This is a genomic window from Methylobacterium sp. Leaf87, from assembly GCF_001422775.1.
In the GTDB taxonomy this organism is placed as follows: Bacteria; Pseudomonadota; Alphaproteobacteria; order Rhizobiales; family Beijerinckiaceae; genus Methylobacterium.
In genome coordinates this window covers 1-20,632 of the sequence record NZ_LMMI01000025.1, presented here as the reverse complement: position 1 = coordinate 20,632, position 20,632 = coordinate 1, and the positions used below count along the sequence as shown (strand labels likewise).

Here is a 20,632-nt window from a genome sequence, read left to right as displayed (position 1 = left end):
ATGGTGCCGGGCCCAATGTTCGGCGATGTCGATGCGGCGGGTGATCCAGACCCGGTCGTGGGCCGCGACATGGTCGAGGAAGCGCGTGAGCGCGGCGATCCGGCCCGGTCGGCCGACGAGGCGGCAATGCAGGCCCACCGACATCATCCTGGGCGCCGTCTCGCCCTCGGCGTAGAGGGCGTCGAAGGTGTCGCACAGGTAGGTCGCGAAGTGGGCGGCGGTGTTGAAGCCCTGCGCGGCCACGCAGCGCATGTCGTTGGCGTCCAGCGTGTAGGGCACCACGAGGCCGCGCCGGTCCGAGGTGCCGATCCAGTAGGGCAGGTCGTCCGCGTAGGAATCCGACAGGTAGGCGAAGCCCGCCTCCAGGCCGAGGTCGAGGGTGTGGATGGACGAGCGTCCCGTGTACCAGCCGCGCGGGCGCTCCCCCGTCACCGCTTCGTGGATGCGGATCGCTTCCGCCATGTGCGCCTTCTCGGCCGCGCGGGTGAAGTCGCGATAGTCGATCCATTTCAGGCCGTGGCAGGCGATCTCCCACTCCGCCTCGCGCATGGCCGCCGCGATGTCGGGCACCCGAGCCAGGGCGTTGGCGACGGCGAACACCGTCACGGGCACGCCGCGCGCCCGCAGGAGCCGCCAGATGCGCCAGAACCCGGCGCGGGAGCCGTACTCGTACAGCGATTCCATGTTCATGTGACGCTGGCCCGGCCAGGGCTGCGCGCCGACGATCTCGGAAAGGAACGCCTCGGAGGCCGCATCCCCGTGCAGGATCGAGTTCTCGGCCCCCTCCTCGTAGTTCAGCACGATCTGAACGGCGATCCGGGCGTCGTTCGGCCAGTGCGGATGGGGCGGCGTGCGGCCGTAGCCGACGAAATCACGGGGATCGGTCACGGCGGCCTTCCTGTGCGGAGCGTCTATCGAGGTGTCCATCGACCGTCGCTGTTCGGACGCCGCGCCGCGTCCTGTCAACCGATCCGGTGCCTCGGCCTTGCACCCGGGCGCCGGATCCGGGATGCCCTTGCGCCACCGGCGCCGGGATGCATCCATGCGGGGATGACCCACCGCGCACGGTCCTTGCCTGTCCGCGTCCGTGCTTCGACGGCCCAACCCGAGGTTTCCCCGTGCTCCTGACCCCGCGCGAAAAGGACAAGCTCCTCCTCGCCATGGCCGCCCAGGTCGCCCGCAACCGGCTCGCCCGCGGGGTGAAGCTGAACTATCCCGAGGCCGTGGCGCTCATCAGCGACTTCGTGGTCGAGGGTGCCCGCGACGGCCGTTCCGTGGCCGAGCTCATGCAGGCGGGCGGCCACGTGCTCAACGCCGAGCAGTGCATGGACGGCATTCCCGAGATGATCCACGACATACAGGTCGAGGCGACGTTTCCGGACGGCACCAAGCTCGTCACGGTCCACCATCCGATCCGGGGCGCGGCCTCGGTCGAGGTGCCCGGCACCGTGACGACGCAGCCCGGCGAGATTGTCTTCAACGCCGACCTGCCCCGCACCCTCGTCACGGTGTCCAACGTCGGCGACCGGCCGATCCAGGTCGGCTCGCACTACCACTTCTACGAGGTCAATCCGGGCCTGACGTTCGACCGCGAGGCGGCCCGCGGCCAGCGCCTCGACATCGCCCCCGGCACGGCGGTGCGGTTCGAGCCGGGCGCCACGCGGGACGTGGTGCTGGTGCCGCTCGGCGGAACCCGCACCGTGTACGGTTTTCGCGGCGACGTGATGGGAGCGCTCTAGCCATGGCCACCCTGCCCCCCCGCGCCGCCCTGCCCCGGGCCGCCTATGCCGACATGTTCGGCCCAACCACGGGCGATCGCATCCGCCTTGCCGATACCTCCCTCGTCATCGAGGTCGAGCGCGACCACACCACCTACGGCGAGGAGGTGAAGTTCGGCGGCGGCAAGGTGATCCGCGATGGGATGGGGCAATCCCAGGTGACGAACCAGGACGGGGCCGTCGACACCGTCATCACCAACGCCGTGGTTCTCGACCATTGGGGCGTGGTGAAGTGCGATGTCGGCATTGTGAAGGGCCGCATCGTCCGCCTCGGCAAGGCCGGCAACCCCGACATCCAGCCGGGCGTCGACATCGTGGTCGGCCCCGGCACGGAGGTGATCGCGGGTGAAGGAAAGATCCTCACGGCGGGCGGGTTCGACAGCCACATCCACTACATCTGCCCGCAGCAGATCGAGGAGGCGCTCTGCTCCGGCGTCACCACCATGCTGGGCGGCGGCACGGGGCCGGCCCACGGCACCTTCGCTACCACCTGCACGCCCGGACCCTGGCATCTCGCCCGGATGATCGAGGCGGCGGACAGCTTTCCGATGAACCTCGCCTTCGCCGGCAAGGGCAACGCGTCGCGGCCCGAGAGCCTCGTGGAGATGATCCGCGCCGGCGCCTGCGCCCTCAAGCTGCACGAGGATTGGGGCACCACGCCCCAGGCCATCGACACCTGCCTGACGGTGGCGGACCTGCACGACGTGCAGGTGATGATCCACTCCGACACGCTCAACGAATCCGGCTTCGTCGAAGACACGATCAAAGCCTTCGCGGGGCGGACCATCCACGCCTTCCACACGGAGGGGGCCGGCGGTGGGCACGCGCCCGACATCATCAAGGTGGCGGGCCTGGCCAACGTGCTGCCCTCCTCCACCAACCCCACGCGCCCGTACACGAAGAACACCATCGACGAGCATCTCGACATGCTGATGGTGTGCCACCACCTCGATCCGGCGATCGCCGAGGACCTCGCCTTCGCCGAGAGCCGCATCCGGCGCGAGACCATCGCGGCCGAGGACATCCTGCACGACATCGGAGCCCTCTCGATGATGTCGTCGGACAGTCAGGCCATGGGCCGGGTCGGCGAGGTCGTGATCCGCACCTGGCAGACGGCGGACAAGATGAAGCGCCAGCGCGGCGCCCTGCCGGGCGACGCCTCGGGCAACGACAACCTGCGCGCCCGACGCTACATCGCGAAATACACTATCAACCCGGCCATCGCGCACGGGGTCTCGGCCCATGTCGGCTCGGTGGAGCCCGGCAAGCTCGCCGATCTGGTCCTCTGGACGCCCGCCTTCTTCGGGGTGAAGCCCGACCTCGTCATCAAGGGCGGCATGATCGCCACCGCCCCCATGGGCGACCCCAACGCCTCGATCCCGACGCCCCAGCCGGTGCATTACCGGCCGATGTTCGGCGCCATCGGTCGCTCGCCCTTCGCGACCGCCCTCACCTTCGTCTCGAAAGCCGCCATCGAGGATGGGCTCGCAGAGCGGCTCGGGGTGCAGAAGCGGCTGGTGGCCGTGGAGAACGTGCGCGGCGGCATCTCGAAGAAGAGCATGATCCTCAACGACGCCACGCCCGCCATCGAAGTCGATCCCGAGACCTACGATGTCCGTGCCGACGGCGAATTGCTGGTCTGCGAGCCCGCCGAGGTGCTGCCCATGGCGCAGCGGTACTTCCTGTTTTGAGGTATGATGGCGGCGATGCCAGCGGAGGCCCCATGTCCAAGGCTGCCCTGAGCCCGCCCCCGGGCCGGACTCTTCCCGAGCCAGACCTCTACGAGACAGATCTGTACCTTTGGACGCAGGGCCAAGCCGCTCTGCTCCGAACGAGCCGGCGGCAGGACATCGACTGGCACCATCTGGCCGAAGAGATCGAGAGCGTGGGCGGATCGCAGAAATCCGAGATCCGGAACCGGCTGGCGATCCTGCTGCAGCACCTCCTGAGATGGGAGTTCCAGCCGGAGAAGCGCAAGTATGGCTGGCGCGCTTCCATCGTCGAACAGCGTCTCCAGATCGACGGCCTCGTCGACGTCAGCCCGAGCCTGAGATCCTGGCCGGAGACCGTGCTTGCCAAAAGCTATCGCCTCGCCCGCGTTCGGGCCGCCGATGAGACCGGCCTTCCCGAGGCCACGTTTCCGGAGGTTTGTCCCTATTTCATGGCTCAGCTTCTGGACAATGGGTTCTATCCCGGTCCGCTCGCTCCAAAAGTTGTGTGACGACGCCTCCTGCGCCGGGCGGACGCGTCCCCAAACGGGTTCCCTTTCCATGATCCGCGCCACCCATGTCCTGCGCCGCGACGCCCTCGTGGGTGAGATCGTCGACCGCATCGTCCTCGACCACGCCGACCGCCACCGCCGCCGCATGGCCATGCGGGGGGTGGGCGGCGTGGCGTTCCTCCTCGATCTCGCCGAGCCGACGGTGCTCGACGACGGCGACGCCCTGGTGCTGCAGGACGGGCGCCTCGTCTGGGTCGAGGCCGCGCCGGAACGCCTGCTGGCGATCCGGGCCGCCGACGACCACGCCCTCAAGCGGCTGATCTGGCATATCGGCAACCGCCATATCCCGGCCGAGATCACCCCGGATGCGGTCTACATCGCCCACGATCACGTCCTCGCCGAGATGGTGAGGGGCTTAGGGGGCACCGCCGAGGCGGTGGAGCGTCCGTTCCGCCCCGAGGGGGGCGCCTATGCGGGCGAGGCCGCCGGGCACCATCACCACGGCCATCCCCACGATCACGGTCATTCGCACACCCATGATTGACGCCCTGCGCCTGATGGCGTGGCTGTCGCCGGGCTATCCCGTGGGGGCCTATGCCTATTCGCACGGGCTCGAAGCGGCCGTGGACGCCGGAGACGTGTCCGGGGAAGCTTCCCTCGTGGACTGGCTCGCCGACGTGCTCGAACTGGGGTCAGGCCGCAACGACCTCATCCTCGTAGTGCACGCCCATGGCGCGTCTCTGGGGGAAGACTCTGTGGCGTTGGCAGACCTCAACGACCTCGCCCTGGCGCTGGCTCCATCGCGCGAGCTTCACCTGGAGACGAGCCAGCAGGGCCGCAGCTTCCTCGACGCCACCCTGGCGGCTTGGCCGACCCCTGTCCTCATCCGCCTCGCCGAGACCCTGCCCGGCCCGGTGGCTTATCCCGTGGCGGTCGGCGTCGCGGCCGGCGCCCACGGCATGGCCCTGCCCCCGACGCTGGCCGCCTTCGGCCTCGCTTTCCTACAGAACCTCGTCTCGGCGGCCCTGCGCTGCGCGCCGATCGGCCAGAGCGCCGGCACGCGGGTGATCGCGGCCCTGACGCCGCGCGTGGTGGCGCTCGCGGCCACCGTCCCGGACCTCACCCTGGACGACCTCGGCAGCGCCACCCTGGCCCTCGATCTCGGCTCGTTCCGGCACGAAACCCAGTACTCTCGGATTTTCCGTTCGTGAAAGACCCAACGATGACCTCTCCCAACGGCCGCTCTCCCAACGGTCCTTTGCGCGTCGGCATCGGCGGCCCCGTCGGCTCCGGCAAGACCGCCCTGATGGAGCAGCTCTGCAAGCGCTTCCGCGACACCTATGACATCTGCGCCATCACCAATGACATCTACACCAAGGAGGATGCCCGCATCCTCACGGTGGCGGGCGCGTTGCCCGAGGAGCGGATCATGGGGGTCGAGACCGGCGGCTGCCCGCACACGGCGATCCGCGAGGACGCGTCCATCAACCTCGCGGCCGTGGCCGAGATGCGCCGGCGCTTTCCGAAGCTCGACCTGATCCTCATCGAATCGGGTGGCGACAACCTCGCCGCCACCTTCTCGCCGGAGCTCGCCGACCTCACCCTCTACGTCATCGACGTCGCCGGGGGCGAGAAGATCCCGCGCAAGGGCGGCCCCGGCATCACCCGCTCCGATCTCCTCATCGTCAACAAGACCGACCTCGCGCCCCTGGTCGGCGCCGACCTCGGCGTGATGGAGGCCGACACCAAGCGGATGCGGGGGACGCGCCCCTACGTGTTCGCCTCGCTCCGCGACGGCCACGGCGCCGACACCGTCGCCCGGTTCATCGTCGAGGCCGGCGGGCTTGCCTGAGCCTGCGGCGGGCTTGCCTGAGCCTGCGGCGGCTTTGCCTGAGCCTGCGGCGCTCTTGCCTGACTCCCCAGCAGGCTCCGTCCGGGAAGTCTTCGTTGCCTTCCTGAAGCTCGGCCTCACGGCCTTCGGCGGCCCCGTCGCCCATCTCGGCTACTTTCGCGAGGCCTTCGTGGCGCGGCGGCGCTGGATCGACGAAGCGGCCTACGCCGACCTCGTCGCCCTGTGCCAGTTCCTCCCCGGTCCCGCCTCGAGCCAGGTCGGGTTCGCCCTTGGAATCCTTCGGGCGGGGAGCCTGTGGGGCGGGCTCGCGGCCTTTGCGGGCTTCACCCTGCCGTCCGCCCTGATCCTCGTCGGAATCGCCTACGGCGCCGGATCGGGCGGCCCCATGCTGGCTGGCCTCCTGCACGGCCTCAAGCTCGTTGCCGTGGCGGTCGTGGCCCAGGCCGTCTGGGGCATGGCCAGAACCCTGGCGCCGGACCCCATGCGTGCCGGGATCGCACTCGGCGCGCTCTGGCTCGCGGTGCTGGCCCCGACGGCGTTCGGTCAGGTCGGTGCGATCGGGTTCGGCGCCGTCGCCGGCATCGTCCTGTGCCGGGCGATGGCTCCCACCCCGGTCGGACACCTCTCCGTTCCCCTGTCCCGGCGGACGGGGACCGTGGCGCTGACGCTGTTTCTGGGGCTGCTCGTCGGCTTGCCGATCCTGGCGACCTGGCTGCCCTCGCAGGGCATCGCCGTGGTCGATGCGTTCTACCGGGCCGGAGCCCTCGTCTTCGGTGGCGGCCACGTGGTGCTGCCGCTCCTGCGGGCCGGCACCGTCGATCCGGGCTGGATCGGCGCCGACGCGTTCCTCGCCGGCTACGGCGCGGCGCAGGCCGTGCCGGGGCCCCTCTTTACCTTCGCGGCTTATCTGGGTGCCGCCCTGAAGCCGCCGCCGAACGGATTTCCGGGCGCTGCCCTGGCACTCGCGGCGATCTTCCTGCCCGGCCTCCTCCTCGTCACCGGCGCCCTGCCCTTCTGGGACGAACTCCGCAGGAAGCCCCTGGCCCAGGCGGCCCTGCGCGGGGGCAACGCCGCCGTGGTCGGGCTGTTAGCCGCCGCCCTCTACGATCCGGTCTGGACGGGCGCCATCGGCAGCGCCCGAGATGTGGCCCTCGCCGCCACCGCCTTCGTGCTCCTGACGGTGGGGGGCGTCGCGCCCTGGATCGTCGTCGGGCTGACGGCCCTCGGCGGCCTCGCTTTGGGCGGCTGATCAGATACCCGCGTACCAGGGGAAGCCGAGTTCGGCGACCATGCTGCCGCGTCCCTTGCCGTAGCCGTCGACGCGCTCGGCCGCCTCGATGGCCGAGATGTACTTGAGGCTCTTGTAGCCGAGCTGGCGTTCCACGCGCAGGCGCAGGGGCGCGCCGTGCTTCACCGGCAGGTCGCCTCCGTTCATGCCGTAGGCGAGGATGGTCTGCGGGTGGAGCGCGTCGAACAGGTCGTAGCTGTCCCACCAGCCATCGACGCTGCGGATCACGATGAATCGGGCCTCAGGCTTCAGCCCCACCTGCGCGAGGAGACGGGCCAGGGGTACGCCGGTCCACTCGCCGATGGCCGACCAGCCCTGCTCGCAGGAATGCAGGGTCACCTGGGTGCGCGACGGCATCGCCTTGAGGTCGGCGAGGGAGAAGGCGCCGGGCCGCTCCACGAGGCCGGTGACGGGCAGCTTCCAGTCGGCGAACGCAGTTTGCCTCGATCGCTTGTAGGCGGGGTCGTCGGGATCGGTGGTGTTGATGGTGGGGAACACCGTCGAGATCTGGCTGCGGTCGAACTCGCGCACCAGGGGCTGGTGCCGGAGCAGCCAGCGCTGGACCGCGAAGGTGAGGCCGTTGCTCCAGTCGTAGGGGGTGGCCAGATGCGACAGGGCCGGCGCATCGCAGCCGCTCACGAGGCCGGCACCGAAGAGGGCCCCCGAACCGGTGAGGAGGCGGCGGCGCGACAGGTCACGCATCGGGTGTCTCCCGGTTGGCTGGCGTGTCCGGCGGAACGGCGAAGCGCCCGGTGATCATCGATCGCGTGAGGTTGACGGCCCCGCCGACGAAGACCTGACCGACATGGACGAGGAGGAACAGGACCAGCAGGCTGGCGAAGACGAAGTGCAGGGTGCGGGCCGATTGCCGGCCGCCGAACAGGGTGAAAAGCTCGGGGAACGCCGCCGTGACGCCGGGCGACATGGTGAGGCCGGTGAGCACCATCAGGGGGAACAAGCCCAGGATCACGGCCAGATAGGCGAATTTCTGCAGGGCGTTGTAGCGCAGAGCCTCCCGCCCCGTGGCCGGCCGCAGCCGGGCATGGTCGGCGATCTCGCGGGCGAGGTGGTCGGGCGCCAGCTGATCCCGGTCCGGCAGCAGGTTGCGGCGCAGATGTCCGCCGAAGAGCGCGAGGAGCAGGTAGAGCCCGCCGTTGCCGACGAGGATCCAGGCGGCGAGGAAGTGGAGATTACGGCCCCAGCCGGTCTGCTCGAGGTTCACCGGGAGAGGCAGTACCAGGGCGGCGGGGGCGTCGTTGGCGCCGGTCTCGCCCCAGAACAGGCGCGGCAGGGCGAGCAGGATTGCAATGCCGCTCACCAGGAGCGCCCCGAACGCAGCCGTGTTCACCCAATGGGTCAGGCGCACCCAGGCGCGGTGCCGGAACACCGTCTGCCGAGGCACCCGGCCGGTCATGGCGTGGTACCGATCACCCGGAGTACGTCGAGGCGGTAGCGGTCCGTACGGGTCTGGCGATACGGCTCCAGGGTACCGGCGGTTCCGGCGATGAGCGCCTCGACGGCGTCGTCGCCGCTGAGCGGATAGTTCGTCTCGCCGATCCAGTGGACGAGGACGATGTCGGCACCGGGCTTCACCGCCTGCACCATGTGTCCGGCGAGGCGGGCGAGGTCGGCGCGGGTGAAGAAGTACAGCACCTCCGATACCAGGATGAGGTCGAACCGGCCGGGCGGCCACGCGTCGGGCACCGCCGCGTGCAGGAACGCGACGTGCGGGCTGTCGGCGCAGCGGGCACGGGCCGCCGCGATGGCGGTCTCGGCGACGTCGAGGGACAGGAGCCGGGTGCAGCGTTCCGCCAGCCGCCGGGTCAGCACGCCGATGGAGCAGCCGACTTCCAGGGCCTCGCCATAGGTGTCTCGCGAGAGGGCCGCCAGGGTGGCGTCGTACTTGGCCGCCTCGTAGGCGCTGGTGGTGAACCCCCACGGGTCCGGGTTTCCGGCGTAGATGCCGTCGAAATAATCGGGCGGGAGGGATTCGGTGGGTCGGGTCATGCGGCGCGACCGGACTGGAGACCCGCGCGGTTCGAATCGCGCGGGTCGCGCCAGAGGGTGTCGGCCGGGCGGTCGTCGGCCAGCACGTGGGCGGCGGCGTGGGTCAGCGCCCGGTCGGGACCCGGCTGGCGCAGGTAGGTGGCGAGATCGCGCATGAGACGCTCCAGGGGGTGGGTCTGGAGGAAGCCGGCGAGCCCCACGGAGCGCTGGGCGCGCTCCAGCACGTCGAGGCCGGCGCGCTCCACGGCCATGCGGGTCAGGTTGACGTAGGCGATCACCCGCGCGGGCTCCGCGTCGGGGTCGTTGGCGAGGGCAGCGGCCCGGCCCACGAACAGCCGTGCCGTCTCCACGGCGATGGCCGCCTCGCCGAGACGCGCCGCCTGATGCGGGTCGCCACCGCGCCCGGTGGCGACGAGATGCGCCCGCACGGTATCGAACACGGCCTCGATCCCGCCGAGCTGCACGGCGGTGAAGCGCCAGGCGCCACCGGAAAAATGCGGCTCGCGGAAGTAATCGTCGGCCTCACCCACCGCCGCCTGCCTGTCCACGGGAAGCCCGGAGAAGTCGAGCACCCCCGAGGTCGAGGCGCGCATGCCGTGGGCGCACCACGACGACAGGTCGGACCGGGTGTCGGGCTCCAGGGTGACGACGAGCATCTGCTGGCGCCCATCGGGCCGCCGCGCGGTGACGAGGGGTCGCGTCACCGATCCCGCCCCCGAGGCGAAGGATTTCACGCCACCGAGCAGGCCGGTCCCATGGGGATCGAGGTCGAGGCCGCCGGCCTGGGGCTGGGTGTTCCAGACCCCGAACAGGTGCCCGGCGCGGACATCCGCCGCGAGACGCGCGAGCACGGACTCGGACGCGTAGCGCAGGATCAGCGACAGGGCGTTGACGTGGCCCTCGTAGAGCCGCCCGAGGGCGAGGCTACCGCGGCCGACTTCCGCGAGGACGTCGAGGAGCACCGGCGCCATGGTGGGCGCATCGAGGCCAGCGCCGCCGAGGGCCACGGGAAGCGGTGCCGCGAGCAGGCCGGCCTCATGGCAATGGGCCACGTCCTGCGCCGGAAATCCGCCGGTTCGGTCGAGGGCGTCCGCCCGCTCGGCGGCGAGCCGCGAAACCGCGCGGGCGGCGGCGCGGATTCGGGCAGGGCCGGCTTCGATGCGATCGGGGACGAGGAAGTTCATCCCTTGGAACATGGAACAGGCCTGAGCTTCCGCCAGTCGCCCAAGGGTCACGGCCCCCGCAAAACATGCGGCTTTCCCGATGGCATTCGCTGCGGGTCCACCGCTCGGGCGCGGGCGGCCCTCTCCGTCTCAGCTCCAGGCGTGGAACGGCGGGGCGACCCCGTTGAGGGCGTGGTTGCCCACGATGGCGTATTTCCAGCGTACCGGGTCGTGCAGGGTGTGGGTGCGGGCGTTGCGCCAGTGCCGATCGAGGTTGTGCTCGTCGAGGGTCGAGCGGGTGCCGGCGAGTTCGAACAGGGTGTTGGTGGCCGCGAGCGCCACCTCCGTGGTCAGCACCTTCGCTTCCGCCACGGCGAGCTGTGCCGCCGCGACGCTGCCGGCGTCGGGGGCGGCCACCGCCGCGTCGAGGGCGAGGCCGGCTCGGTCGAGGAGGGCTTCCGCCGCGTGCAGGCGGATGGTGAGGTCGCCGACGATGGCGATGGTGTGGGGATCGTCCGAGGCCCGCTCCAGGCCGCTGTCGATCCAGGGCCGCGATTTCGTGCGCACGAACGCGACGGTCTCGGCCAGCGCCTCGCGGGCGATGCCGGCATCGACGGCGGCCTGGATGACCTGGAAGATCGCCCCGTTGGCGCTCGGACGTTCGTAGCCCTTCCACGCCGGCACGAGGTGGCTCTTCTCCACCCGCACGCCCTCGAGGATCACCGTGCCGCTCGCCGTGGTGCGCTGGCCGAAGCTCGACCAGTCGTCGATGACGGACAGGCCCGGCGCGTTGCGCTCGGCGATGGCGTACCAGGGGCGTCCCTGGTCGTCGACGGCGACGATGGGCACGAGGTGGGCGAGCAGCGCCCCCGTCGCGTAGAACTTGCGACCGTGGACGATGACATGGTCGCCGTGATCGACGAAATGGGTCTTGAAGTCGGCGGCCCTCGGCGTGCCGCTCTCGGAGAAGGCGTTGCCGAAGCGGGTGCCGGCCAGCACCTTGCCGAACAGCAGGGCCTTCTGCGCGTCGTCCGACACGGTGTCGATGGCGGCGACGATGCCGAGATGGTTCTGAGCGATCTGGCCGATGGAGGGATCGGCCGCCGAGACGATGGCGATCACCTGTGCGAGGGTCCGGTAGGACACGCCCGGCCCGCCATGGGCCTTGGGCACGTTGATCGACCACAGGCCGCTCTGCGAGAAGGCGTCGAGCTCGGCGAAGGGCCGGCGCCCCGTGCGGTCGCGCTCGGCCGCCTCCGTGCGGAACGCGTCCGCCAGGACGTGGGCGACGCGGAGTGCTTCGGCGTCGTCGCGGACGATGTGGGCGGGCTCCGACGGCTTCTCGGGGCCGGGGACTCCCTGGGGCACGCGGTTGGCCTCAATGGCACTCGCGCTGACGGCGATGTTCATGGCTGTTCTCCGGAGGATGTCGGAAGGGCGGTCGTTCGATTCAGGCGGCTTCCGCCCGGCGCCCGCGCTCCGCCTCCAGGGCCCGCACCCGTGGGATGATGTGCGCACCGAAATACGCGACCTCCTCCTGGAAATGCAGGAAGGCCAGAAGGGCCAGATCGACGCCGGCCTCCTTCAGGGCGACGATGCGCTCGGCGATCTGGTCGGGCGTACCGATGAGGTTGGTCTTGAAGCCGTCGTTGTACTGGACGAGGTCCTCGAAGCTCGATTTCGCCCAGTTCCCCTCCCCTTCCGGCGAAGCCTTGCCGGCGTTCTTCGCCTCGTGGCCGAAGGCCTTGACCGCCTCCGGGTCGGCGTTGTCGATGATCTCCTTGAGGACGGCGCGGGCCTCTTCCTCCGTGTCGCGGGCGATGACGAAGGCGTTGACGCCGACCTTGACGGAATGGCCGTTGGCCCGCGCCTTCGCCTGGATGTCGTCGACCTGAGCCCGGATGCCCTCGGGGGTGTTGCCGTTGGTGAAGTACCAATCGGACACCCGCGCCGCCATGTCCCGCGCCGCCCTCGACGAACCACCCTGGAAGATCTCCGGCTGCGGGTCGGCGGGTTTCGGTTTCAGGGTGTAATTCGTGTAGCGATAGAAATCGCCCCGGAACGTGAAGCTGTCCTGGGTCCAGATTCCGCGCAGTGCCGTAATGAACTCTTCCGAGCGCCGATAGCGCTCGTCGTGGTCGAGCCACGGCTCGCCGATGGCGCGGAACTCGCCCGAGAACCAGCCCGAGACCACGTTGATGGCGATGCGCCCCTCGCTCAACTGGCTGATGGTGGCGATCTGCTTGGCGGCCAGCGTCGGGTTCCACGGCCCCGGCAACAGGGCGGCGATCACCTTCAGTTTCGTGGTGGCGGCGAGCAGCGCATGACTGAAGGCCACGGATTCGTGCTGGTACTCAGCGCCGTAACCGGCGGTGAAGCGGATCTGCGTCAGGGCGTAGTCGAACCCTGCTTCCTCGGCGATCTGTGCCAGGCGCCGGTTGTAGGGCGCGTCCCAGCTCGTGCGTTGGGGAATCTTGCTGATGACGAGGCCGCCCGAGACATTGGGCACCCAGTAGGCGAACCGGATCGGGGCATCCGTCGCGTCGGCAGGTGGTCGAAGGCTCATGGGAGGATCCACATTCAAAAGGGGATACGTCCGGCGCCGAGCGCCGGACATGGAGCAACGAACTTCGCGAATGCTGGAGATGCAGCAGCAAAGTTGGTCGAAATATCAGGCGGCCCACAAATATTTGCGGCGCATTCTCGATCGATTTGAAGTATCGGCCCGTAATAGGTCTGCGTCAAAGGAAGCAAATGGCTTTTTGCGGCGCCGATGGAAAACAGCCTTCTCCCATTCGCATGTTCGACCACGCGATCGGTTCTCTGTCCGGCAGCACCGGGCTTTCCTCGGACGGGAGGGCGATGCTTCGCGGCGCGCAAGATTCCCCTCGTTCGCGCGGCGTTGCCGCCTTAAGGGGGGCGGGGCGGAATTCCGGAGTCACGAAGGAGGGGGCTATTGCAGGGCGTATGTCCGGCCGCCGCCGCATCGCTTCGGCCGACAGATCCGCAGGGGCCAGAGCGAAGTGCCCATTGCGCGCCATGAGCGGTTTTCCACCATCGATCCGACTGCGCTTCTCTATTGGGCAGTTCGGTGGTCGCCTCGTGAGCAGATTACGTAAATTAAAGGCAATGTACCGATCTGCAATACGACGCGGATTGTCAGAATAAGCCGGACGTTTAAGAGGGCGTTAACGATTCGACGGCCAGATTGGGTGGATCGTTTCTTGATCGGCTGCACATCGCATCCGGATCGGCAGGCAGGATCATCGCCATGGCTCGTGCGTCCCTTCCGCCCCTCGTCGTGCTGCTGGCCGGCGACGAGTTGACCCGTTCGATCACCACGAGTTGCCTGGAAGCCTCCGGCTACGATGTCCTCAGCGCCCGCACGGCCGGCGAGGTCGAAGCGTTGCTCCTGAGTCAGACCGTCCTGCGCCGGGTCGATGTCCTGGTGACCGATGCCGACGTGCGCGACGCCGTCGAGGGCGTATCCCTCGGGGCCGTCGCCCGTTGCCTCGATCCCGCCGTCGGAGTGATCTACACCACGCGCTCGCCGCGCACCCTGCCCGACGCCATCGTGGCGGGGGCACCCTGTCTGCGCACGCCCTATCATGCGCATCAGCTCGTGCGTCTCATCGCCGATCTGCCCCGGTCGCCGGAACCGGGCCGGACCGCCGTACGCCGGGCTGCTTGAGGCTGCGCCCTTCGCGGGCACGGTGCGACCCACCGGGTGATGCGTCGGGCGGCTACCTCACGCCTTCAACCTTTCACAAACCATCGATCCTGTTACAATCGCAGGAGGAATTCGCCGAGTAACGCTTGTGCACGATGTTCGTCAGACCGCGTTCGACATTATCCATCGGCTGCGATCGGCGGGGACTCAGCGGGCAGTCTATGCGGAGTTGCGCCGCACGGGGGCGATCTTCGGCTACGACGCGTTCCTCATCGGCGGCCTGCCGCAGTCACCGAACGAGAACCTGTCCGACTGTTCGCTGATTTCGGGCTGGCCGATCGGCTGGGCGCAGCGTTACCAGGAGCGGAACCACCTCCATCGGGACCCGGTCATCCGCTACATCCGGGCGACGACGGAGCCGTTCCTGTGGCAGGAGGCGGCGACCCGTGGCGACGGGCACGGCCTCACCGTGATGAACGAGGCACGGGAGTACGGCCTCAGGGAGGGCTTCTGCGTCCCCTTCCACGAACTCGACGGCGGCGAGGCCGGGGTCAGCTTCGGCGGTACGCAGGTGCGGCTGTCGGATGATGCCCGCGCCGGCCTGCACCTCGTGGCGATCTACGCCATGTCCCGGGCCAAGGCGATCGCGCGCCGGATGCAGGACGACGATGCGGCGGATCGGGCTTTCGCGGGGCTGACCGACCGAGAGGTCGAGTGCCTGAAATGGGCCGCCGCCGGCAAGACCGCCTGGGAGACCTCCGTGATCCTGTCGATCTCCGCACGCACGGTGGAGCATCACCTCGCGGCCGCGGCGCGCAAGCTCAACGCGGCCAGTCGCGTCCAGAGCGTCGCCGAAGCCTTGCGGCGGGGCATCATAAGCTGATTCTAGCCGCCGCGATCCTCCGTAGATCTACGGATGCCTGATCGACCCAAGCTTGGCCAGAACTCCCTGCATCGCAGGGAGATCGGGCATGTTGAAGGTTCTGAGCGGCGACGTCGAGGCGCGGAATCCCGTCCTCATGGATCGGATCTATCGCTTCCGGCACGATTTTTTCGTCGATCACCTCAAGTGGGAGGCCTGCCGCAAGCCGGACGGCCGCGAGCGCGACCAGTTCGACGGGCCTGACTGCCTGCACGTCGTCGGCCAAGAACCGGTCGGCCGACAAACGACCGATCAAGAATTGGCCGGTCAACAGACGGCCGGTCAGGCGAGCGAAGTCATCGTCTCCTACTCGCGCCTGTTGCCCACCACCCGACCGCACCTGCAGACCCACCTTTATCCGGAACTCCTCAAGGGCGCGTCGGCGCCGTCGGGGCCGCGCATCTACGAATGGACGCGCTGCGCCGTGGCTCCGGCCAAGCGCGAAAGCGCCAAGGGCGTGGATGCCGTCTCGGGTGCCTCCTTCACCGCCGTGGCCGAGGCCGCCGAACATTTCGGCCTCGAAGGGCTCCTGGTCCAGACCCACCCGGTGCTGGTGACGCGCCTCATGGAGATGGGCTGGGACGTGGAGCCCCTCGCCCTGCCCTGCCCCTACGGCGATTCGCTCCTGCTACCGATCTACGCACGCCTGACCCCGGAGACCGTGGCCACCTGTCGACGGGTGTTCGGCCTGCCCGGATCGGTGCTGCGGATGCCCGCCCCCGACAGTCCGCGGCCAGCCGCGCGGTCCTCCCGCCGCCCGATGCCGTGAGCGGATCGCCACAACGCCCTTTCCCGTCTGTTGCCAGAGTACCACGATGCCGACCTTCCCCCACGAAATGCCCCTTCGCGCCCGTTCCGATCAGGACATCCCGGATCTCGAGGTCGAGCTCGTCTACCGCGCCGTCGATCACGCCATCCAACTGCGGGAATCCGTGGACCGGATCGCCGATCCGCTTCTGCGCACCCTGACCGATACGCTCCTGTTCGAGCTCGGCCGCCGCCTGGCGCGTCTGGAGGGCGAATGAAGGTGGGCACATGACCACGCTTGCGGGTGGGCCGCCGATCCGCAGGCGTGACGCGCCCTGCGCGGGCGGCCCCCGGCCGGACTTCAGGACCGTGTCCGGATATGGTCGAAATCGAGCCCGGCCGTCTCGATGACGATCTGGGTCCGGCTGCCCACTTCGAGCTTGCGCAGGATCTCCGTGACATGCGCCTTCACGGTGGAATCGCCGACCTGGAGGGCATGGGCGATCTGCTTGTTGAGCTTGCCCTGGCGGATCATGCCGAGCACCCGCATCTGCTGGGGCGTGAGCCGGGCGACGCGCTCTGCGAGTTGCGTCCGCTCGGGCCGATTCGCGGCGCCGGCCAGGGCGGGCGGCAGGGAGAGGCCGCCCGCCAGGACGTCCGCGATCGCCCGCGTGAGGGTCGCCTTGTCCACCGCCTTGGGGACGAAGCCGGCCGCGCCGTGATGGATGGCGTCGCGCATGATGCGCGGATCGTCGAGGCCCGACACCACGAGGATCGGCACGCGGGCGAACTGCGCCCGGATGGTGGCGAGGCCGTCGAAACCCTGCACGCCCTGCATCGACAGGTCGAGGAGAACGAGCTCGATGGCTCGCTCGCGCCCCAGGGTGGCGCAGGCGCCGGCAATCCCGTCCGCCTCGTGGAGCACCGCCCCCGGATAGGCGAGGGCGAGCGTGCTGGCCAAGGCCTCGCGAAACAGCGGGTGGTCGTCGACGATGAGGAGATGCATGGCGCGCTCACCTTGGGTCGGAACGATCCTGCGATGGTTCACACCGACCGCTTCCCGTCCAGCCTTCCCGTGCGGCGGTGGCGCCAGGGGAGCACGGTGCGGCCGTGGTGTCGAACGGGACCCAGGCTCCGTCCCCACCTGGGCTTCGTCTGCACCTAAGCAGGATTGCGCCATCGGGCCAACGTTCCCCCGGCCCACGACCGGGAAGCGACTGGCCGTGCTGCGCGTCGGGATCCCTCGCGAGGCCGGGCACCGGTTTTGCAGATCCCGCCCCAACACCTCCCGGCAGCCGCGAACCGTCTTCGGATCGTCACCTCGCGGCTCCATGCGGGACCGGAACGGGAAGGCGATCAGACCCATGGACAGCCGACGCTGCATCCTCATCGGCGCGCCCGTGCAGGCGGGCACACGGCGTCTCGGCTGCGATATGGGACCGAGCGCCTACCGGGCGGCCGGCCTCGGGCCTGCGCTCGCCGCCCTCGGCCTCGCCGTCGAGGATCGCGGCAATCTCGCGCCCTCGCCCGTCTCCGTCCCGTGCCACCCCAACCCGGCCGTCCACGGTCTCGCCGAGGTCGCAGCCTGGACCGCCGCCCTCACGGAGGCCGCCGACGACGCAGCGGGCGCGGGGGTGCCGATTTTTCTCGGCGGCGACCACAGCCTGTCGGCGGGGACCGTCGCGGGCATGAGCCGGCGGGCGGCCCGCGAAGGGCGCCCGCTCTTCGTGCTGTGGCTCGACGCTCACCCCGACCTGCATACCCTCGACACCACCACGAGCGGCAACCTCCACGGGGTGCCCATGGCCTACGCCACGGGGGCTTCGGGCTTCGAAGGTTACCTGCCGCCGCTGGGCGCACCCGTCGATCCGCGCCACGTCTGCATGATCGGCCTGCGCAGCGTCGATCCGGCGGAGCGCGCGGCGCTGGCCACGGCGGGCATCCGCGTCCACGACATGCGCGCCATCGACGAGAACGGCATCGGCGTGCTGCTGGCGGGTTTTCTCGACCGGGTGTCGGGCGCCGGCGGTCTCCTGCACGTGAGCCTCGACGTCGATTTCCTCGAGCCCGGCATCGCGCCGGGGGTGGGCACCACGGTGCCGGGCGGCGCTACGTTCCGCGAGGCGCATCTCGCCATGGAGATGCTGCACGACAGTGGCCTCGTGCGCGGCCTCGATCTGGTCGAACTCAACCCGTTCCTCGATGAGCGCGGCCGCACCGCCCTGCTCATGTCGGATCTCGCCGCCAGTCTCATGGGCCGCCGGGTCCTCGACCGGCCGACCCCGAGTTTCTGATGGAAGGCCTGAAGGCGCTTGATTGCGAGGGGGTGTGGATCAGGCCGCCTGGGCCGATTCGGCGTGGAGGTCGCGGAGAAACGCGGCCGTGACATCTTCCAGAAGGACGACCTGATCGCGCACGGCCCGTGTCGAGGTCTGGACCTCGTCGGCCACGGCCGTGGTCGTTCCGAGGGCGGCCGCGACGGCGGTCACCTGGGTGGTGGCCGATTGCGCGTCCTCTACGGCGGCACCGACATTGGCGTCCATGGCCCGCGTCGCCGCGCGCTGGCGCTCGATGGCCTCGAACATCGCCGAAGTCGTGCGTTCGACATCGGCGATCCGCGCCGCGAAGCCGCGCATGAAGGCGATGGAGGTCTGCGTCGCTCCCTCGACGTCGCGGATCTGGGCCGCGATCTCTTCCGTCGCCCGGGCGGTCTGGCCGGCCAGCGTCTTCACCTCCGCCGCGACCACGGCGAAGCCCCGGCCGGCCGGGCCGGCGCGCGCGGCCTCGATGGTGGCGTTGAGGGCGAGCAGGTTGGTCTGCTCGGCCACCTGCCGGATCGCCGTGATCACCGAGCCGATCCGCTCGACGGAGACGGTGAGAGCGCCGATGGTCTCGCCGGTCTGGCGCGCCTCGTCGGCGGCGGCACGGGTGACGGTGTCGGTGGCCGCGAGGTGCCCGGCGATCTCGTCGGCCGCCGCCGTGAGACCGAGGCAGGTCTGCGCGATCTGGTGGATGTTGCGACCGGCGTGCCGCGAACTCGCCGTCGCGCCGTCCGTGGTGTGCGTCGTCTCCTGGGCGAACCGCATGAGGCGGCCAGCGCTGCCCTCCATGCTTCCGAGGGTCTGGCCGATGGTCCCCACGGCACGGCCCACTATCCCCTGGAACGCCTGGACCTGAGCCTGGACGGCGAGCATCCGGGCCCGCTCGGCCTCGACCCTGGCCTCGATTTGAGCCATGGCCCGAGCCTTCAGGGTCTCGGCGGCGTCCCGGTCGGCCACGCTCTGCTGCAGGGCATCGCTCGCTGCGGCCCCGGCCTGGAGGCTCGCTACCAGCCAGACGAGGACACCGGTCTGCGCGATCAGGATGACGGCATGGAGGAGGACCCGGTCGATCCCCGCGCCATCCGGGAAGACGAAGCTCGGCACGATCAGGGAGAGCCCGAGATGGTGCACGGCGACGACGGCGGCGTAGGCCACCAGGGCCTTCCAATCGAGCCAGGCGGCGACGATGGCGAGGCAGGCGAAGAAGTACATGTGCACGTCGAGCTGGAGCGAGCGCCCGCCGCCCTCGCGGTGGAGGATCGCCACGAGAACCGCGACGAGGCCGGCGAGCGCCATGCTGGAAGCGATCCGGGTTCGTGCCCCGATGAGGCTGCGCGTGCTCAGAATGGTCGGCGGAAGCGCGAGGGCGAGGGCGGCCCCCGCCGCCGCCGCGTTCGGCAGGGTGCCTTGCCACGCGTTGAGCCCGATGACGAGGGCGACATTGACCCAAAGGAGCGCCACGATCGTCTTGCCGGACGTGGTCCGGATCTTGTCCAGTGTGGAGGCCCGTGGTGGAACCGGGTGCAGCGTCATGGGGCATTACCGAAGGGTTCACGCGTCGTCGGACAACCCGAGACGCTGCTGGCGTTGACGACGACCCAGGCCCCGGCCGCGCGCAGGCGCTGCGGGAAGTCCGCGTGCTCCGACACGGCAACCGCCATCCCGGCCATCCCGGCCTCGCGCAGCACGCGGCCGTCTGCCTCTCTGATGAGTTCGAGGAGCCGGAAGGCGTTCGACCAGGGCGGAGCGATTACCAAAACGGGGCGGCCGGCCTCGGGCGCACCCACGATCAGGAGCGGGATTCCGATGGCCATTGCGAAGGGGACGAGCAGGTCGGACAGGAGCGCCATGAACAATGAATAGGCCTGCTTCCTTTGAAGAAGCTCTTAACGCTGCTTGAGTAAGCGCGTTGCCGGACGGCCTATCACTTGAGTTTCACCAATGGTGATCGGTTCAGGTGAGGCTGAAGATTGGTTGTTGCCGGCTCACGCGATGCCGGAAATGGTGGATCTATTTGTGTCGAACGGTGGGCTCAATAAGCATTTTTGGTGCTGATCAAAGACATCGGTGTCGCGAGCATGATCTTGATGTCGAACAGGATCGACCAGTTTTCGATATAGTGCAGGTCGTGTTCGACCTCGCCACGCCAGCCGTTGACCTGCGCCCAGCCGGTGATCCCCGGCTTGACCTTGTGGCGGGCGAAATAACCGTCCACCACCTGATCGTAGAGCGTGTTCGAGACGTGACCCTGCAGGGCGTGGGGCCGCGGCCCGACGAGGGACAACTCACCCTTGATCACGTTGAACAGCTGCGGCAACTCGTCCAGGGACGTCCGGCGGATGAAGCGGCCCACCGGCGTCACCCGCGGGTCGCCCCGGGTCACCTGCCGGCTCGCGGCGACGTCGGCCTTGTCGTTGTACATCGAGCGGAACTTGTAGACCTCGATGGCCTCGTTGTTGAAGCCGTAGCGCTTCTGCCGGAACAGGACCGGACCGGGCGAGGTGAGGGCGACGGCCAAGGCCACGCCGAGCATCACCGGGCTGAGCGCCACCAGCATGGCGAGACCGACGAGGCGGTCGAACACGCTCTTGGCGATGATGTCCCAGTCGGCCATCGGCTTGTCGAACACGTCGAGCACCGGCACCGTGCCGAGGTAGGAGTAG

General features: G+C 69.4%; 23 protein-coding genes and 1 pseudogene. 12 read left to right on the top strand and 12 right to left on the bottom strand.

What is annotated here, in order from left to right; all coding sequences use genetic code 11:
• Positions 1–9: 9 nt before the first annotated feature.
• Positions 10–888 (bottom strand): annotated as a pseudogene (gene puuE, locus ASF22_RS13995) (allantoinase PuuE); the annotation flags it as partial.
• A 230-nt stretch (positions 889–1,118) separates the two neighbouring features.
• Between puuE and ASF22_RS13990 the strand changes: the two are divergent.
• Genes ASF22_RS13990 through chrA form a run of 7 tightly spaced genes read left to right on the top strand, consistent with a single transcriptional unit; the run spans position 1,119 to position 7,100 of the window.
• Positions 1,119–1,739, top strand: a complete 621-nt coding sequence (locus tag ASF22_RS13990) for an urease subunit gamma (RefSeq protein WP_056265416.1) — start codon at positions 1,119–1,121, stop codon at positions 1,737–1,739.
• A 2-nt stretch (positions 1,740–1,741) separates the two neighbouring features.
• Positions 1,742–3,469 (top strand): urease subunit alpha, encoded by a 1,728-nt coding sequence (gene ureC, locus ASF22_RS13985; protein WP_056171196.1) that lies wholly within the window; start codon positions 1,742–1,744, stop codon positions 3,467–3,469.
• Positions 3,470–3,501: 32 nt separating this feature from the next.
• The gene (locus ASF22_RS13980; RefSeq protein WP_056265413.1) at positions 3,502–3,999 is read left to right on the top strand and encodes a DUF29 domain-containing protein; all 498 of its coding nucleotides are present in this window, start codon (positions 3,502–3,504) and stop codon (positions 3,997–3,999) included.
• A 49-nt stretch (positions 4,000–4,048) separates the two neighbouring features.
• On the top strand, positions 4,049–4,543 hold the full coding sequence (locus ASF22_RS13975; RefSeq protein ID WP_056265410.1) for an urease accessory protein UreE: 495 nt from the start codon (positions 4,049–4,051) through the stop codon (positions 4,541–4,543).
• On the top strand, positions 4,536–5,210 hold the full coding sequence (locus ASF22_RS13970) for an urease accessory protein UreF (RefSeq protein ID WP_056265407.1): 675 nt from the start codon (positions 4,536–4,538) through the stop codon (positions 5,208–5,210). The genes ASF22_RS13975 and ASF22_RS13970 overlap by 8 nt, the downstream gene beginning before the upstream one ends.
• 11 nt (positions 5,211–5,221) lie before the next feature.
• Entirely contained in the window at positions 5,222–5,851 is a 630-nt protein-coding gene (gene ureG, locus ASF22_RS13965; RefSeq protein ID WP_056265404.1) for an urease accessory protein UreG, read from the top strand.
• 55 nt (positions 5,852–5,906) lie between these two features.
• Entirely contained in the window at positions 5,907–7,100 is a 1,194-nt protein-coding gene (gene chrA, locus ASF22_RS13960) for a chromate efflux transporter (RefSeq protein WP_056265401.1), read from the top strand.
• On the opposite strand, the gene ASF22_RS13955 is transcribed toward chrA, so the two are convergent.
• The 7 genes from ASF22_RS13955 to ASF22_RS23915 all read right to left on the bottom strand — a co-directional run bounded on the left by ASF22_RS13955 (position 7,101) and on the right by ASF22_RS23915 (position 13,189).
• Complete coding sequence (locus ASF22_RS13955; RefSeq protein WP_056171180.1) at positions 7,101–7,841, bottom strand: molybdopterin-dependent oxidoreductase; 741 nt, start codon at positions 7,839–7,841, stop codon at positions 7,101–7,103. It lies immediately after the preceding gene.
• Entirely contained in the window at positions 7,834–8,553 is a 720-nt protein-coding gene (locus ASF22_RS13950; RefSeq protein ID WP_056265398.1) for a cytochrome b/b6 domain-containing protein, read from the bottom strand. The genes ASF22_RS13955 and ASF22_RS13950 overlap by 8 nt, the downstream gene beginning before the upstream one ends.
• The gene (locus ASF22_RS13945; RefSeq protein ID WP_056265395.1) at positions 8,550–9,146 is read right to left on the bottom strand and encodes an SAM-dependent methyltransferase; all 597 of its coding nucleotides are present in this window, start codon (positions 9,144–9,146) and stop codon (positions 8,550–8,552) included. Before ASF22_RS13945 ends, ASF22_RS13950 begins: the two co-directional genes overlap by 4 nt.
• Entirely contained in the window at positions 9,143–10,330 is a 1,188-nt protein-coding gene (locus ASF22_RS13940) for an acyl-CoA dehydrogenase family protein (protein ID WP_056265391.1), read from the bottom strand. Before ASF22_RS13940 ends, ASF22_RS13945 begins: the two co-directional genes overlap by 4 nt.
• 129 nt (positions 10,331–10,459) lie before the next feature.
• Positions 10,460–11,719 (bottom strand): SfnB family sulfur acquisition oxidoreductase, encoded by a 1,260-nt coding sequence (locus tag ASF22_RS13935; protein ID WP_056171168.1) that lies wholly within the window; start codon positions 11,717–11,719, stop codon positions 10,460–10,462.
• A gap of 40 nt (positions 11,720–11,759) precedes the next feature.
• Positions 11,760–12,875, bottom strand: a complete 1,116-nt coding sequence (gene sfnG, locus ASF22_RS13930) for a dimethylsulfone monooxygenase SfnG (protein WP_056171165.1) — start codon at positions 12,873–12,875, stop codon at positions 11,760–11,762.
• 14 nt (positions 12,876–12,889) lie between these two features.
• Positions 12,890–13,189 carry a hypothetical protein gene (locus ASF22_RS23915; protein WP_156630029.1) on the bottom strand — a complete coding sequence of 100 codons (300 nt, stop codon included), beginning with the start codon at positions 13,187–13,189 and terminating at the stop codon, positions 12,890–12,892.
• 391 nt (positions 13,190–13,580) lie between these two features.
• Here ASF22_RS23915 and ASF22_RS13925 point away from each other — a divergent pair, with 391 nt between their 5' ends.
• The 4 genes from ASF22_RS13925 (at position 13,581) to ASF22_RS13910 (ending at position 15,926) form a co-directional block, all read left to right on the top strand.
• The gene (locus tag ASF22_RS13925) at positions 13,581–14,000 is read left to right on the top strand and encodes a hypothetical protein (RefSeq protein WP_056171163.1); all 420 of its coding nucleotides are present in this window, start codon (positions 13,581–13,583) and stop codon (positions 13,998–14,000) included.
• A gap of 127 nt (positions 14,001–14,127) precedes the next feature.
• Entirely contained in the window at positions 14,128–14,862 is a 735-nt protein-coding gene (locus ASF22_RS13920) for a LuxR family transcriptional regulator (protein WP_056265387.1), read from the top strand.
• An 88-nt stretch (positions 14,863–14,950) separates the two neighbouring features.
• Entirely contained in the window at positions 14,951–15,670 is a 720-nt protein-coding gene (locus tag ASF22_RS13915; protein WP_056265385.1) for an acyl-homoserine-lactone synthase, read from the top strand.
• A gap of 46 nt (positions 15,671–15,716) precedes the next feature.
• Positions 15,717–15,926, top strand: coding sequence for a hypothetical protein (locus ASF22_RS13910; RefSeq protein WP_156368951.1), 210 nt, complete (start codon positions 15,717–15,719; stop codon positions 15,924–15,926).
• Between the two features lie 83 nt (positions 15,927–16,009).
• On the opposite strand, the gene ASF22_RS13905 is transcribed toward ASF22_RS13910, so the two are convergent.
• Complete coding sequence (locus tag ASF22_RS13905; RefSeq protein WP_082478997.1) at positions 16,010–16,654, bottom strand: response regulator transcription factor; 645 nt, start codon at positions 16,652–16,654, stop codon at positions 16,010–16,012.
• 358 nt (positions 16,655–17,012) lie between these two features.
• Here ASF22_RS13905 and rocF point away from each other — a divergent pair, with 358 nt between their 5' ends.
• The gene (rocF, locus tag ASF22_RS13900) at positions 17,013–17,942 is read left to right on the top strand and encodes an arginase (RefSeq protein WP_056265381.1); all 930 of its coding nucleotides are present in this window, start codon (positions 17,013–17,015) and stop codon (positions 17,940–17,942) included.
• A gap of 39 nt (positions 17,943–17,981) precedes the next feature.
• Here the strand turns inward: rocF and ASF22_RS25195 are convergent, their stop codons facing one another.
• The 3 genes from ASF22_RS25195 to ASF22_RS13885 all read right to left on the bottom strand — a co-directional run.
• Positions 17,982–19,502: a methyl-accepting chemotaxis protein gene (locus tag ASF22_RS25195; RefSeq protein ID WP_056265377.1), complete on the bottom strand. Its 1,521-nt coding sequence runs from the start codon at positions 19,500–19,502 to the stop codon at positions 17,982–17,984.
• Positions 19,499–19,819, bottom strand: a complete 321-nt coding sequence (locus tag ASF22_RS13890) for a hypothetical protein (protein ID WP_156647729.1) — start codon at positions 19,817–19,819, stop codon at positions 19,499–19,501. The genes ASF22_RS25195 and ASF22_RS13890 overlap by 4 nt, the downstream gene beginning before the upstream one ends.
• Before the next feature lie 182 nt (positions 19,820–20,001).
• The coding region (locus tag ASF22_RS13885) for an exopolysaccharide biosynthesis polyprenyl glycosylphosphotransferase (RefSeq protein ID WP_156647727.1) at positions 20,002–20,632 on the bottom strand (631 nt) is incomplete at its 5' end.

Bases quoted from the DNA above. Each gene is read 5' to 3' on its own strand.
- ASF22_RS13970 (WP_056265407.1), top strand. From the start codon at position 4,536: ATGATTGACGCCCTGCGCCTGATGGCGTGGCTGTCGCCGGGCTATCCC.
- ASF22_RS13935 (WP_056171168.1), bottom strand. From the start codon at position 11,719: ATGAACATCGCCGTCAGCGCGAGTGCCATTGAGGCCAACCGCGTGCCC.
- ASF22_RS13915 (WP_056265385.1), top strand. From the start codon at position 14,951: ATGTTGAAGGTTCTGAGCGGCGACGTCGAGGCGCGGAATCCCGTCCTC.
- ureG (WP_056265404.1), top strand. From the start codon at position 5,222: ATGACCTCTCCCAACGGCCGCTCTCCCAACGGTCCTTTGCGCGTCGGC.
- ASF22_RS13905 (WP_082478997.1), bottom strand. From the start codon at position 16,654: ATGCATCTCCTCATCGTCGACGACCACCCGCTGTTTCGCGAGGCCTTG.
- ureC (WP_056171196.1), top strand. From the start codon at position 1,742: ATGGCCACCCTGCCCCCCCGCGCCGCCCTGCCCCGGGCCGCCTATGCC.
- ASF22_RS13945 (WP_056265395.1), bottom strand. From the start codon at position 9,146: ATGACCCGACCCACCGAATCCCTCCCGCCCGATTATTTCGACGGCATC.
- sfnG (WP_056171165.1), bottom strand. From the start codon at position 12,875: ATGAGCCTTCGACCACCTGCCGACGCGACGGATGCCCCGATCCGGTTC.
- ASF22_RS13980 (WP_056265413.1), top strand. From the start codon at position 3,502: ATGTCCAAGGCTGCCCTGAGCCCGCCCCCGGGCCGGACTCTTCCCGAG.
- ASF22_RS13890 (WP_156647729.1), bottom strand. From the start codon at position 19,819: ATGGCGCTCCTGTCCGACCTGCTCGTCCCCTTCGCAATGGCCATCGGA.
- ASF22_RS25195 (WP_056265377.1), bottom strand. From the start codon at position 19,502: ATGACGCTGCACCCGGTTCCACCACGGGCCTCCACACTGGACAAGATC.
- rocF (WP_056265381.1), top strand. From the start codon at position 17,013: ATGGACAGCCGACGCTGCATCCTCATCGGCGCGCCCGTGCAGGCGGGC.
- ASF22_RS13925 (WP_056171163.1), top strand. From the start codon at position 13,581: ATGGCTCGTGCGTCCCTTCCGCCCCTCGTCGTGCTGCTGGCCGGCGAC.
- ASF22_RS13955 (WP_056171180.1), bottom strand. From the start codon at position 7,841: ATGCGTGACCTGTCGCGCCGCCGCCTCCTCACCGGTTCGGGGGCCCTC.
- ASF22_RS13975 (WP_056265410.1), top strand. From the start codon at position 4,049: ATGATCCGCGCCACCCATGTCCTGCGCCGCGACGCCCTCGTGGGTGAG.
- ASF22_RS13910 (WP_156368951.1), top strand. From the start codon at position 15,717: ATGCCGACCTTCCCCCACGAAATGCCCCTTCGCGCCCGTTCCGATCAG.
- ASF22_RS13940 (WP_056265391.1), bottom strand. From the start codon at position 10,330: ATGAACTTCCTCGTCCCCGATCGCATCGAAGCCGGCCCTGCCCGAATC.
- ASF22_RS13950 (WP_056265398.1), bottom strand. From the start codon at position 8,553: ATGACCGGCCGGGTGCCTCGGCAGACGGTGTTCCGGCACCGCGCCTGG.